This is a genomic window from Sphingomonas sp. AC411 (assembly GCF_979253035.1).
The window spans coordinates 1,932,313-1,944,619 of sequence record NZ_CEEDAQ010000001.1; the positions used below are offsets into that span (position 1 = coordinate 1,932,313).

At 62.5% G+C, this 12,307-nt stretch carries 18 protein-coding genes; 7 read left to right on the forward strand and 11 right to left on the reverse strand.

Annotated elements, in window-relative coordinates:
- Positions 1 to 108 precede the first annotated feature (108 nt).
- From AC0IX7_RS09815 to AC0IX7_RS09825, 3 genes are read left to right on the forward strand one after another with little or no spacing between them, the layout of a single operon-like run.
- The gene (locus tag AC0IX7_RS09815) at positions 109 to 438 is read left to right on the forward strand and encodes a hypothetical protein (protein WP_471811627.1); all 330 of its coding nucleotides are present in this window, start codon (positions 109 to 111) and stop codon (positions 436 to 438) included.
- A 10-nt stretch (positions 439 to 448) separates the two neighbouring features.
- Positions 449 to 637 (forward strand): DUF3037 domain-containing protein, encoded by a 189-nt coding sequence (locus tag AC0IX7_RS09820; RefSeq protein ID WP_471811629.1) that lies wholly within the window; start codon positions 449 to 451, stop codon positions 635 to 637.
- Positions 634 to 1,260 (forward strand): DUF3037 domain-containing protein, encoded by a 627-nt coding sequence (locus tag AC0IX7_RS09825; RefSeq protein WP_471811631.1) that lies wholly within the window; start codon positions 634 to 636, stop codon positions 1,258 to 1,260. Before AC0IX7_RS09820 ends, AC0IX7_RS09825 begins: the two co-directional genes overlap by 4 nt.
- A gap of 16 nt (positions 1,261 to 1,276) precedes the next feature.
- On the opposite strand, the gene AC0IX7_RS09830 is transcribed toward AC0IX7_RS09825, so the two are convergent.
- The 9 genes from AC0IX7_RS09830 to AC0IX7_RS09870 form a co-directional block, all read right to left on the reverse strand.
- Positions 1,277 to 1,777, reverse strand: coding sequence for a hypothetical protein (locus tag AC0IX7_RS09830; RefSeq protein ID WP_471811633.1), 501 nt, complete (start codon positions 1,775 to 1,777; stop codon positions 1,277 to 1,279).
- Positions 1,778 to 1,856: 79 nt separating this feature from the next.
- On the reverse strand, positions 1,857 to 2,018 hold the full coding sequence (locus AC0IX7_RS09835) for a hypothetical protein (RefSeq protein ID WP_471811635.1): 162 nt from the start codon (positions 2,016 to 2,018) through the stop codon (positions 1,857 to 1,859).
- A gap of 113 nt (positions 2,019 to 2,131) precedes the next feature.
- Entirely contained in the window at positions 2,132 to 2,368 is a 237-nt protein-coding gene (locus AC0IX7_RS09840; protein ID WP_471811636.1) for a hypothetical protein, read from the reverse strand.
- Between the two features lies 1 nt (position 2,369).
- Entirely contained in the window at positions 2,370 to 2,819 is a 450-nt protein-coding gene (locus AC0IX7_RS09845; RefSeq protein WP_471811637.1) for a hypothetical protein, read from the reverse strand.
- A 2-nt stretch (positions 2,820 to 2,821) separates the two neighbouring features.
- Complete coding sequence (locus AC0IX7_RS09850) at positions 2,822 to 3,514, reverse strand: hypothetical protein (RefSeq protein ID WP_471811638.1); 693 nt, start codon at positions 3,512 to 3,514, stop codon at positions 2,822 to 2,824.
- 1 nt (position 3,515) lies between these two features.
- Positions 3,516 to 3,710 (reverse strand): hypothetical protein, encoded by a 195-nt coding sequence (locus AC0IX7_RS09855; RefSeq protein WP_471811639.1) that lies wholly within the window; start codon positions 3,708 to 3,710, stop codon positions 3,516 to 3,518.
- A 2-nt stretch (positions 3,711 to 3,712) separates the two neighbouring features.
- Positions 3,713 to 3,994 carry a hypothetical protein gene (locus AC0IX7_RS09860; protein ID WP_471811640.1) on the reverse strand — a complete coding sequence of 94 codons (282 nt, stop codon included), beginning with the start codon at positions 3,992 to 3,994 and terminating at the stop codon, positions 3,713 to 3,715.
- Between the two features lie 33 nt (positions 3,995 to 4,027).
- Positions 4,028 to 4,303, reverse strand: coding sequence for a hypothetical protein (locus AC0IX7_RS09865; RefSeq protein WP_471811641.1), 276 nt, complete (start codon positions 4,301 to 4,303; stop codon positions 4,028 to 4,030).
- A 405-nt stretch (positions 4,304 to 4,708) separates the two neighbouring features.
- Complete coding sequence (locus AC0IX7_RS09870; RefSeq protein WP_471811642.1) at positions 4,709 to 4,975, reverse strand: HNH endonuclease; 267 nt, start codon at positions 4,973 to 4,975, stop codon at positions 4,709 to 4,711.
- Between the two features lie 1,706 nt (positions 4,976 to 6,681).
- Here AC0IX7_RS09870 and AC0IX7_RS09875 point away from each other — a divergent pair.
- Positions 6,682 to 8,496, forward strand: coding sequence for a tyrosine-type recombinase/integrase (locus AC0IX7_RS09875; RefSeq protein ID WP_471813825.1), 1,815 nt, complete (start codon positions 6,682 to 6,684; stop codon positions 8,494 to 8,496).
- A gap of 1,027 nt (positions 8,497 to 9,523) precedes the next feature.
- Here the strand turns inward: AC0IX7_RS09875 and AC0IX7_RS09880 are convergent.
- Positions 9,524 to 9,940 carry a thermonuclease family protein gene (locus tag AC0IX7_RS09880; protein ID WP_471811644.1) on the reverse strand — a complete coding sequence of 139 codons (417 nt, stop codon included), beginning with the start codon at positions 9,938 to 9,940 and terminating at the stop codon, positions 9,524 to 9,526.
- Positions 9,941 to 9,943: 3 nt separating this feature from the next.
- Positions 9,944 to 10,177 (reverse strand): hypothetical protein, encoded by a 234-nt coding sequence (locus tag AC0IX7_RS09885; RefSeq protein WP_471811645.1) that lies wholly within the window; start codon positions 10,175 to 10,177, stop codon positions 9,944 to 9,946.
- Between the two features lie 342 nt (positions 10,178 to 10,519).
- On the opposite strand from AC0IX7_RS09885, the gene AC0IX7_RS09890 reads away from it, so the two are divergent.
- The 3 genes from AC0IX7_RS09890 to AC0IX7_RS09900 are packed head-to-tail and all read left to right on the forward strand — an operon-like array spanning position 10,520 to position 12,262.
- Positions 10,520 to 10,996: a LexA family protein gene (locus AC0IX7_RS09890; protein ID WP_471811647.1), complete on the forward strand. Its 477-nt coding sequence runs from the start codon at positions 10,520 to 10,522 to the stop codon at positions 10,994 to 10,996.
- Positions 10,993 to 12,093: a Y-family DNA polymerase gene (locus tag AC0IX7_RS09895; protein WP_471811649.1), complete on the forward strand. Its 1,101-nt coding sequence runs from the start codon at positions 10,993 to 10,995 to the stop codon at positions 12,091 to 12,093. The genes AC0IX7_RS09890 and AC0IX7_RS09895 overlap by 4 nt, the downstream gene beginning before the upstream one ends.
- Complete coding sequence (locus AC0IX7_RS09900) at positions 12,029 to 12,262, forward strand: DUF4113 domain-containing protein (protein WP_471811650.1); 234 nt, start codon at positions 12,029 to 12,031, stop codon at positions 12,260 to 12,262. Before AC0IX7_RS09895 ends, AC0IX7_RS09900 begins: the two co-directional genes overlap by 65 nt.
- Positions 12,263 to 12,307 lie beyond the last annotated feature (45 nt).

Consider the following 12,307-nt stretch of genomic DNA (forward strand, 5'->3'; position numbering starts at 1 on the left):
GTTCGACACGTGGGTACGAAACATCGACCGCTGCCCCCGCCCGATTACCTGGACCCTACCCCGAAATGGGATAACCTATTCTTCACCCCTCTCAAGCGAAGGTTCAAAATGGTGGTGTTTGATCACACCCACTGCTTCGTGGAGGAGGATCTGGATGCGGGGCTGGCTGGGGATCAATTCGTTTGCGATCCCCAGATATATGGGGCGTTCCCGGAATTTCTCCCTATGTTGACTGAGCGGGCCCTTCGCCAAGCCTGCCAGTTGATCACTCGCGTTGACGTGGGCACGATCATGGAGATAATCGCGGCGGTCCCGGTGTCATGGGGTCCTGGTTTAGGGACCCGCCAACGCTGGGCGGAACTGATATTCGAACGCGGCAAGCGGGTTGAGGAATACTTATTCGCTCGCCTGGTGCCCCAAATGCAGATGGGCGTGTAGGAACGTGGGAATGGAGCATCATCAGGGGAAATACGCCCTTGTTCAGTTCTGCCCGGTGCCTGAGCGCCTGGAGTTCCTGAACATTGGGCTGGTCCTTGTCGTGCCCGAACTCGACTTCGTCGGAATCAGGTTCGCCCGCGGTCACTCGCGGATCGACCGGCTTTTGGACGGCAGTCCAAGTCGTATCTCGACGCTGTGAAAGGTTCGTTCGAAAGCCGTCTACGCAGCGAACTGTCCCGCTCGCCGCACGGGGCCGGTTTCGACGAATTCGTACAGAAGCGCGCGAACGACATCCGCGTATCGCGATTATTGCCCGTTCAAGTGCAAGACGTAGACATGGATTTCGACCGATTGTTCGACGAATTAGTCGGCGACGATGATCGAATAATTCGTGAACCGCGTATGCGTCGCAAGCTCCGGGAGGCATTCATTGCCCATAAGGTCGAGCAGTTTCTCGACAGCCCGGAAGACGTTGATCTGCCAGAATACGGCCTAAAGGTAAGCGTTCCCTATGGTTATCAGAACGGCTGCTACAACCTGATCGATGGAATGCGCGTTCCATCGAATGTAAGTGACGGCCTTCGAGAAGCCGGAAAGCGGTCGATGGAAGGGGGCCTAATCTGGCGACACTTCGCACAGGGCCATTGTAAAAGACTTGTGGTGGTTGGTGATTTTTCCCAGCAACCAAATGCCTTCTACAATGCGGTGAAAGAGCAGTTCGACGCGTCGAATGTGCGGCTCCATCGACTTGACGATATGCGGCCGCTCCTGAGAGACATCATGGAAAACGCAGAGGATCACGGCAAAATCCATAAATCCTAGCCGTCCTTGGGTGGGATCACGACACAAACATTGCCTCGACGATAGCCTGCATCAACACCCCGCGCGGCACGGGCACGCTGACCGACGTATAGCCTTGGTTCGCTGCCCGCCGCGTCCCGTACAGGCCGATCCACTGCCGACCGTGCTGGCGCCAAGCACGCTGCAAGGCCGGAACGGGCAGCAGGACGCATGTAGCCGCCGGCGCATACGCATAAGCGATGAAGTCGCACGCCAGCGGTTTCTGCACCCAACCAGGCGATCGCCGCGTCTCGTCCGACCAGCGCTCAAGCAGGACGTCCGGCCAGTCCTGCGTCCGGATCTTCTCGTCGACCGTGAACGTCCGCCCGCATGCCAACGTCAGCAGCCGGTCAATGCCGCCACGCTGCGCCCAGCCGTCGTCCGACACCGCTACCGCGGACATAAGCGTCGGGAAGGCGCGACGATAGATCGGAATCCACCAGTCCGAACCGTACTCGGCAGACAGGTCGAGGCTCTCCTGGAACCGGTGCACACGCACCAGACCCGCCGACCGGGTTCTGCGGGCGACGGGCTGGTGCTGTGACGGTCGGGGCGACGCCGCCGGCCAGAGTGCGGTGCTATTCGTATGCCTGCTCCCGTTCGTGATCGTGCCCGTCCTCGTAGTCGTCCCGAAGGTGTTCGAGGTCTGGATCGCCGTCGATGTCGTCCATGCGATCAATCATCCGCATGGTGAGCTGGGCCAGCTCGGCACGCGGCAACGAGGGGATCGCAGTGAGCATGATGCTGACAGGCGCGCTAGTGTCCTGCCGTGACCATGCCTGGCGAGGCTGACGACGGCGCCAAGGACGGTTGAACGGTGTCCGCCCGGCGGCGGTGGCGATTGGCATGCGCATCATACCAGCTCCCCGTTCTGCCGCCGCTCGATCGTGAGCCGTACTGCATCCTGCCGATCCGGATACCCAACGACCTGGGCCATGACGTCGGTCAGCTCGTCGGCCGGACAGTCCGCAACCACCAGCCACAAGCGCTTGTCGGAAGCCAAGGCATAGCCGCCGCCGATCTGCACGAGGGAATGTAGCCAGCGGGAGGGGCTGAAGGTAGAAGGCACCTGTTCAATCTGCGTTGCCATGTCAGCGCGCCTCAGAACCAAGGAGGCGGCGCTGGTCGGCCATATACCAGTCCATGACGTGCGCCGCCCAAGACGGGCTGGAACCGCTCGGCGCCATATCGTCACCGAAGAGATATTCCGTCTTCCACAAAAGCGCGGCGTGGTCGGGTGCGGGTATTGCGAACAGCGCCCACGTCGCATCATAGCGAACCTCACCCAGCCGCTCGAACTCCGCATAGAAAATCTCCTGGGTTTCCTTGTCCGCAGCGTCGTGCAGCACGTCGAAGCCGGCGGCGTTGGCGTCGTCCTCGGCTGTCGCGATCGTCATCGCCTTGAACGCCTGATCCCATGCCGTGCGATCGGCGGTCGGGAGCGCTGCGCCCTTAGCTTGCGATGTGATCGCAATGCCGCCAGCGACGGCGAAGAGGCCAGCGCCACCAATGACGGCGCGGCGGGTGGTGTGCGTGATCATGTTCAACGCTCCAGATTTGCATAGTCGGTGAAGCGGCGCAGATCGGCCGCGACGTACTCGCCGAGCTTCTCGTCGTTCAACTGAGCGTCGAGGAAGATTTGCGCCTTGATCGCCGCAGCGGCGGCATTGGGTGCCGGGACCATGACGACGAGGTTGCGCAACTCGGCATGGTATCGTTCCATCGCCGCGCCGTAGCTTTCCCAAGCCACATCCCACGCCGTACTGGTCCCGGGGCTCTGCGTGCGATCGGCGCACCAGGTCGCGTCAATAGCGTGGAACGCCTTGCCCGTTTCGCGCATCGGTTCCGCTGCGGTCCGAACGGCGGCGAGTGCTTCATCCCACTCGGTGCTACTGGTGCCGGCGATCCGCTGCACGTCCTCAAGGACGGTCGGCAACCAGTCCATCCCGTCGCCCATTTCAAACTCGACCATGAAGGCGAGCTTGGCGTGCAAGTCCTGAGCGTTGCCGACTGGGTGCTGGCAGACGGCGTACATCGTCGTCACCCATGCGTCATTCAGGGTATTGTTGACGGTGACGTGCGCCTTGCGCTCGTCCGCGCTGGCGGTCTCGAATGCCCCCGTCTCCAAGACTTCACGCTGGTGGCGGTCTGCCTCCGCGTTAGCGGCATCGCAGGCGGCGAACATAGCGGCGATGACAGGCGACGTTGCGACGGTCTGAATGGTCTTGATAACCATGTTATTCACCGTCCGTGATGTTGTGGAGGTCGTTCGACAGGCCGATCGCTAGCGTCCGGAGACCATCAAGCGCTTCGCTTGCGTGCGATGTGTCGGGGTTCGCTCCCAGTGCTTCGGAGAGGAACATGCAAAGCGAGGCGAGTTGTGACGCGGTAGAGGCGCCGTCGCGGATCGCGAGTATTTGGCTGTTGGTCACGTTCAGGCGTCCTTGTTCGTGAGGCGGCGGGCATCGGCAAGAAGGCGGTCGAGGGTCGCCTCGCTTGGCAGGCTCTCGCCGTCGTCCACAGCGATGATGAACGAGCGCGCAAACTCCTCGAGCGTGCTGGCGGAGACGGCATCGATGGCGGCGGCGGAAGTCATAAACTCCGCTTCGATCGCGCTAAATTCTGCCGGTGGTGTCGCGCTGGTGCAGGCGTTGATCGCGGTCTGCATCTTGCGATAGTGCGCCTCGGCAGTTTCGAACGGCGTGGCCAGCGTCACCGCAGCGGTTGGGGTGGTCCGTGTGCTCATCACTCAGCCCTCCCGCGCCATGAGGCAGCCGTTCGACGGATGACGCATGAACAGGCGCTCGCACGCGTCGGATGCGATCACCGCCTCGATCGCGCGCTGCTGCCGGGAATTGGTCGCGCGATGCTCGCCGGCGAGTGCGCGGGCATAGGCGCCTGGGTTGCGGTCACGAAGGTGAAGGCGAGCTATGTCGACGGCGCGCGCGGTGGTCTTGCTCAGGCCGGGGGACGCAGTTGCGATCACGGGGTTGGCCGGACGCACGGGTACGGGTAAGGTGTTCATAGCCATTTATCGTTCCTCCAGAACGGTGGTGGTCAGACCGGGTTTGGAGGGCTCAATCTCCGCTCCCGGTCGTCACTGGTACTTTGAGTACCACCTCTTTCTAGCTTCCGCAAGCCTTCGCGGTTCTTCGCTACTCTTCGCGGTTCTCCGCGCGGGAATTGCTGTTATGGCTCCCGTATGGATCTCACCGTCGCCCAGTGCCGCGCCGCCCGAGCGCTTCTCGGTTGGACAGCCGCAGAGGTCGCAACCGCCGCCGGCATGGGAATAATGACGGTAAAACGGTTCGAGGGCGGGCAGACGGTAAATGCCGTCTCGATCGAGAAGATACGTACAGCGCTGGTCGACGCCGGCATCATGTTCATCGCCGCCGGCGAGCCTCGCAGGACGGCGGCGATGGTCTACGTCTTACCTCGACTTCGCCAAGCTGATCCTGACGATCACCCGCACCTGCTGGTGAGTGCGGACATGGCATGGCGCACAGAGCGCTTCCATATATTCCCACTGGTAGCGAAACGGGTGCTGTTTCGGCAGGCGGTGATGCGCCTCGACCGCCGGTCGGTTAGCGCATTGCTGGCAGATCGGATGCGCATCGAGGAACAGTCCGTTGCGCTTCTGACGTGAGTTGGGCTTGCTGGTACGCGGCTTACGGCGCCATTCGCGGGTGTTGCTCATTCTATTTTTCCTCTCTTGGGTTCATCCCACCCCTCGCCTTCACTCCCTTTCTCAAGGGCCCGCCGGGCCGATCTCATCAAGCGACTATGTCGGTCTGCCGGTGCGTGTCAGGACATCGTAAACTGTCCGGCAACTATCCCGCGCTACCTGTGCGCCTCGGTAAACGGGGGCGTAGGTGGACGGCTTGGAGATCGGTCGAGCAGTTGGGCGGCGGATCCCCACCGGCTTCCGCAACAAGCGCGTTCGCGAAATTCACGCCCTTCCGTTAGGGTGGCGGCATCTCACTCAGGTCGACATTCACCAGATCAAGACGCTGGTCCGGAAACGCGCATCGCCAGGAGCCGATCTGCGATCCCTCGAATGTTGCTTGCTCTTGTGGTCGTCGTTGATGACCGGACGGCACCCTGCGGTATTGCTCGAGCTATCCGTCCGGCTAGCGCCGAAAGGGGAGCGCATGACGGATCAAGCTCCAGGTCTCATCCGCCGACAGGGCCTATGGGGATGGTGGCTTAGCGCTGCATCACCCGCCGATCAGCGACGCGACAAGGTGAACGTTCATCCTCGGGCCCGGTGTCTGTATCTTCCGGCCACTCAGACGGTCGCTCGCCTTGTCGAGCGCTGCGTAGCCGCCCGTCGTGAACGATCGTCCGGTCGCGAACATCTGTCCGCGAGCCGCCAGCCGCTGTTCACCACCGGCCCGGCCCTGCTCGACGACATCGCGGAACTGCTTGCGTCACGTCATCCCGTCGCGCGCGATCGTGCGCGCCGCGCCACAACAACAGCAGAAGCGCTTGCGCGTTGGTTACCCGCGGAGCTGATAGGAGCGCCAGGTGGCGACGTCGTGCCGGCGTCGATCATCACCGGTACAATCCCAACGGTCGCGCGAAGCCAATCCCATTATGGCGCCGTACCGCACCGAACGCTTGTGCAGCGATACAAGGACGCCGTTCAAACTACCGACGCGATGTCGCACTACGACGTCCCCGGCGAAGCTCTATCGACCTATCTCGGCGATAGGTTCACGCCGACAGATAGCGCCGTGGGGGTCTTGGTAGAGCGGCTTGCTGACGGGCTGACGGAACCAGAAGCCGATGAAGCGGACCGCCACCTTGCGATGATGCGCTATACCGTCGCGATGCTCGCGTTCGCTCTCGCGCACCGGGGGACGCAGGGACAATGCCCGCGTACGCAAAAGTTCATGGTGAAACTCGGTTCTGCTGGATCAAGGACAAGATCATCCGCGGGACGCCATCGCGCCGGTTGGTCTGGATCTGCGACACAGCCTTCGATCAACTTCAGCGATACGAACACCACCTCGACCAGTTGGAGGCCGCGGTATCAAGGCCGGCAGCCATATCGATCAGATTGCTCCGTCAGGGCCGCGGTCTGCCACTGTTCGATCTGCGCGATGGCCGAGTAGAGAATTGGTCAGTCGCCGATGCGGTCAGGGACGCTATGCGGCAAGGAGGGCTTGCCAAAAACGCAGGGCGCCATTGGCTACGGTCGAAACTTGTCGGACGGTGCAGCACTGAATCCCTGCACGCATTCTACGGACATGGACCGGTAGATGATGGAAGCTGGGACAGCACAAGCACGCTCGATCCAGCTGCGTATCGGGCGGATTTGGGCCGAACGCTTGATCCTGTGCTGGCTGCCATTGGCTGGGTGCCGTTGAGCTCTACAAGAGCCTGTGTGGCGTGAGCTTTATGACAACCATCGTCGCAGACCAGGAGCCGATGGTCTGGATTCAGGCCGACCGCCGAATGGGGGAACTGCTCTGGTCGGCGGTTCGACACGGCGGTTTGCTTGATCCGAGTTGGTGGCGTGCCTGGTCGATCGGCGTTCAATCGTCCATCTCGATCGAGGGCCATATCCTCGCCGTCGATATGCACTTCGCCGATCCGGAGGACCCGACTGATCGCCGTGGACGCCGGTGGTTCGCCGATCCGGTGACTAAAATCCTGATCGCCCGGTGGCACCGCGAGGGTTTGTTGTACGATGGCCGCGTCCCGCTTGCCGAGTGTATAGCCCTGTTCGTTGGCCCCGACTTGGCCAAGGACATTGCGAGCGGCAAGTTCCTAAAGACCGCGCACGACGCTTGGGCGTTCCGTCTGCCCGGGCTGATGCTGGCCTACGCCAAGGGCGCGGTGCCAAGCAAATCGGTACCCCAGTCCACCTGGGAGAAGATTTTGCACGGCTGCCATCGGCCGCTGCCGGAAGCGCCCGTTCAAACCCGAGCTCGCCGGCAGCAAGGTTTCGCAGAAAGATCGTTACTGCGCTCGCTCGGGGGTGAGCTGCGTGCGCTGCAGGTCAAGGAGTCCGAATACGAGGCGGGGCGGAAAGCCAAAACCAGGCGAAAGACTACTGCCGCTCGCAAGATTGAAGGCCTACCGCCGCACAATAGCTCGCTGCAACGCTGCCTGCGGCAATGGTGCGTCTATGTTCTGAAGGACGAAAAGCGCGGGCGGCATTCAAAGGGATATTCGCCCGATACCGTAAAGAGCTACCTGAAGGCGCTTGTCCGGCTGTTCGCGGATTGGGGGCCAAGCTCTCCGCTCGATGCGGGGGCGGTGGCACTCGAAGCACAGATCGTCACGTATCTCGACAAGACCGCGGGGCGCGCTCGGACAGACGCGGTGAAGGCTGTCATATCATTCCTCCGGTTCCAGGACGTCGTGCGACCGGGGAATGCGCTTCATATCGACATGGAGGAATACAGCGCGGAGGAGAACGCATCTCCCGACCTATTGCTACCGGAGGAATACCGCCGGGTGATGCGCGCACTCGATCAGCGGAGCGATGCGGATCTCGCGATGATGATAACGCTCATGTTCCGAGCCGGGCTCAGGTTAGACGAGGTCGTCGCCTTGCAAGTCGGAGACGTGAACGTATCCGACCGGCATGTAGAGCTGGTTGTCGAAACGAACGTGGAGCGATCGCTGAAGACGAAGGGCAGTCGTAGAATATTGCCGCTCGACGCGCTGCTGGAATCGCAAGAACTGATCCAGCTTGTCGCTCGCGTTCAGGAGCGCCAGGCGGCTAGCCGCTTCGGTATCGAGGCGTGGTTGTTCGGTCGAGCTACGGCTATGTCGCCTCCAGCAGAAGACGTTGTCGCCAAGCAGGTAAGGGAGTGCCTGTTTGACGTGGCCGGACTCCGCAAATTAACCGCCGCTCACTTACGGCACAGCTTCGCCTCCTACCTGCTAGCGACGTTGATGCTCCCTGCCGATGGCAGCGACGACGCCGTTCCTGCCCAGCTCCGATCGGTGATTTCGTCGTCTCGCGCTGCACACGTTGCCGATCGGCTGCTGGGCCACGGACGCCTCGGTTCAGGTGCGTTGCATGCGATCAGCCAGTTGATGGGACATGCCGGTCCGCACACCACGCTTCGATATTACTGCCACCTGCTCGACCTGTCCTTGGGCATCTTCTGCAATCGCGCGGCAACACTCGTGCCCTTCGATCAGTCGAGTTTGTTGGCCCTGACGGGGTCAGCGCAGACGCGCGTCGCAAGGCGGTAACAAGGGCGCAAGTCTCAACACCCTCCCCTCCCGGCGGGGCTCATTCCCGCCCAAGCGGCACCGACGTTATGTTCTGGTCGCCGCATGCAGCTCGAAAGAAAGCCGACGCCAGCATGTACGCGTCGACCTTCCACCGGCTTTCCCGGCAGCTTGCACGTGAGCTCGCCGCCGATGTCCAGATTGCGCATCTCGCTGCCCAGCCCAAGGACGACGAGAAGCAGGCCGACGAGACGGACCAGAAGGACCCACCGGCTAAAAGAACAAACCTCGCAGGATCGCGAAGGAGCGGCAGTACGCAATCCACTGGCGGGCTATCGAGGCGGCCATACTCACTCCGTCGTCGGTCTCGACCGATCGTTATTCCGCCACGGCCGTCGAACGCTGGAGGTCGAGTGCGCGACAACTAATCCCGGAAACCATCACCATCGCGACCGCCGTTCCGTCATCGGCAGAACTGCGGCGGCTCATCGATCGTCGTCTATGTCTATCCCGCGAACCCCACCGGGCCGAACGGTTTGCCCTCGCCGTTGTGACGACACGCTGGCACCGTGGTTGCACAGACATCCGCCTCGCCCGACTGAAGGACGCCGAGGCTTTCGTAAGGCTGCTCGGTGTGATGGGCTTCGCTCAGGAGGAGGTCGACTTATCGCTTACCAGCGTGCGCGGCCACGGAATGATGTCCCAGGACGTTCACCGCTTCCTGACAGATCGGCGCGTTCGTCCCCGCTTAGCTGGCCGATCCGGCTGGCGCGGTTCGCTGGTCGTGCGTCTCCGTCCGAAGGATGTCGATCATCCCATCCTCGCTGCGCAGGCTTGCCGTATGGCACTGCTCATGCTGGCGATCGACCTGGACGCGAACCGGCCGCTCTCAAGCACCCATCGAACGACAAGTCGGCGAGCAGCTGTATTGGTGCATGGCGACCATCCCATTCATGGTTAACTGTCCGCAGACGTCGGTTGGCCCAAAAGCACGAGGCGCAAATGCGTCGTCAGCCTGCGCAATTGCGCACCCTCATGGCGCAATTGCTCACCTGCATTCACCCATGCGATACTGCCGCCAATAGCGGTCCCAACGAACCGCGGCGCCGGAAGCGATCGCTGCGCAAGATAGCGATCGACCGTCGGGCAGCGTGCACCGAGCGACAACGCGACTATAGCTCTTGCCCGTCGCCTCGCATCGCAGGGTCGCCCGCAGAACCAAGCGCTCGACGATCTGCTGGCTGCGCTTGGCAGCGGCGTTGTCGCAGCGATAGTTCACCCGCCGCGGGTCTCTAGCGCGACACGGTGACGCGCCTTCAAAGTCCGGCGCTTGAACGCCGGCGATGCGGACCTTGATGCCGTTCGAACACCATAAAGGTCCGTCGCCGTCATGAACGCGGGTCACGGTGCAGGAGAATGGCGCCGTTGGTGTTACTGCCGCCACGGCCAGGATCAGGAACAGCACCGGCTACACCGTCATCCAGTCGCTCTCGGCATCGTCGATCGCTGCGAACGCATCGCCATCGGCCTGTTGCTTGCGCAGATGCGCGCCCACTGCTTCGGGATCGCCGTTCTTCGGAAATGTCCGATCGGCACGCGCCGCGTCGGCAATGCCATCAACCCAATCGCCTCGGTCCCGCTGCGACAGTAGCCACTTCCCGAACGCGGGCTTCGGCTCCTGCTGGTCGTCGTGATCGGTCATGCTAGCGGTCCTCGAATCGTCGGCCCACCAATCGCATTAAGTCGATGTTCTTGCAATGTTCTTGCGAATCAATCTGGATCGCGCCTAGCAATGGGCATGCCGCTCGCGGCGACTCGACATTGATGGAGCAACGAAATGCAGCACGATCTGCGGCTGAGAGCGGCTGCCCGCGCGATATACGACAACGTCTCTCCGCCTACGAATCCTGCCCCGTTTAGCTTCGACGAGGCCGAACGGTTCGGGACCGTCGAGTATCGGCAAGCGGTCGGCGCCGCTCAGGATGCACGGTCTGTGCTGACCGCTCGGCATGAGCAGCTCCTATTCGCCGCGATCCTCTAGGTCATGCCCTCAACCCACCCAGGCCGCCCGGTCGCCGTCCCGCTGAACCGTCGGGACGATACGCTGCGGCTTCACGACGTCCCGTTCGAACTGGTGCCGTGCGAAGTGCCTTTCTTCCTCGTCCACACTCAGGCTGGGTTTCCGTCGCCTGCCCAGGACGACATGCAGGAACCGATCGACCTTGGGGCGTGGCTCGTCGAGCATCCAGCTGCGAGCTACATCATGCGCGTGGATGGCCGGTCCATGTCCGGCGCCGGGATCAACGACGGTGATTTGATCGTCGTGAACCGCGCGAAGAAGCCGAAGGCCGGCGCGATCGTTGTGGCGCTGGTACATGGCGACCGGACCCTGAAGCGTCTGCGCTACGTCGACGGCCGCCACTGGCTTGTCCCCGAGGCCGAAGGGTTCGCCGACATTCTGGTCGACGAGCATGTCGAGATTTGGGGCACGGTCGTCGGCGTGGCGCGCAAGATGACATGAGCACGCCGATCGCCCTGATCGACTGCAACAACTACTACGTCTCCTGTGAGCGCGCCTTCGACGCCAGCCTGGTCGGGGTCCCGGTCATCGTCTTGTCGAACAACGACGGGTGCGCAATCGCCCGATCGGCGGAAGCCAAGGCGCTGGGGATCAAGATGGGTGATCCGATCCATCACCTACGCGACAAGGTGAAGCAGCATGGCATCCAGGTGCGGTCGTCGAACTATGCGCTTTATGGAGATATGCAGCGCCGCGTGATCGCCGCCTGCGAGTCCTTCGCCCGCGACTTTGAGATCTACTCGATCGACGAGACGTTCCTGGATCTCGCCGGCTTCGAAGGGCGCGATCTTGTGGCCCACGCGAACGCGATGCGTGCCCAGGTCCAGCTATGGACGACGATACCCACGTGCGTCGGCATCGCGGAGACCAAGACGCTGGCGAAGTTGGCGAACGCGGCAGCCAAGAAAAACCCGCAGTTCGGCGGTGTGGCCGATCTTCGTGACGACAACGTGCGGCGCGATGTGATGCATGCCTTCGCGGTTGGTGACGTGTGGGGCGTTGGCGGCGCGACGGCTCGCAAGTTGACCGACCTGGGGATCCACACCGCCGGGGCGTTGCGCGACATGCCTATGAAGCAGGCACGTGCCGTCGGGACCGTCGTGCTAGAGCGGCTTGTCGCCGAGCTGCGCGGTGTACCGTCAAACGCGGTCGAAGCAGTCGAGCCCCGCCGGAAGGGCATGGCCGTCACCCGGTCGTTCGGAACGCCGATCTGCGACTTCGAACGGATGATGGGAGCGCTGTCGCAATACGCGCTGCGGGCTGGCGAGAAGTTGCGATCGCACGGGTTGGTCGCGGCCCGGCTAACCGCGTTCTTCCACACGAACAAGCACAAGCCCGACCGGCCCCAGTACGGTGCATCGCGCATGGTGACCCTGCATCCGATGACGAACGACAGCGTCGAGTTGATCGCGGCGGCCAGGCGCGGCGCTGAAGGCGTGGCGCGACGGCTACGCCTACACGAAGGCGGGTATCATGCTCGACGATCTGCTTCCCGAGGACGAGCGGCCCCGCACCCTGTTCGAGGAGGATACAGCTAAGCGCGACCGGCTGATGGGGGCACTCGACGCGATCAATGGCAAGTTCGGCACATGGACCGCAGTGACAGCCTCGCAGGGGTTCAAGCGCGAGTGGAAGATGCGATCGGAGATGCGGTCGCCGGCGTGGACGACCAACATTGCCGAGGTGCCGACAGTCCGCGCAAGATAGTGCCGGCGGTCCGAGGTCTTGCGTTCGCAGGCGTTCAGAACGAGG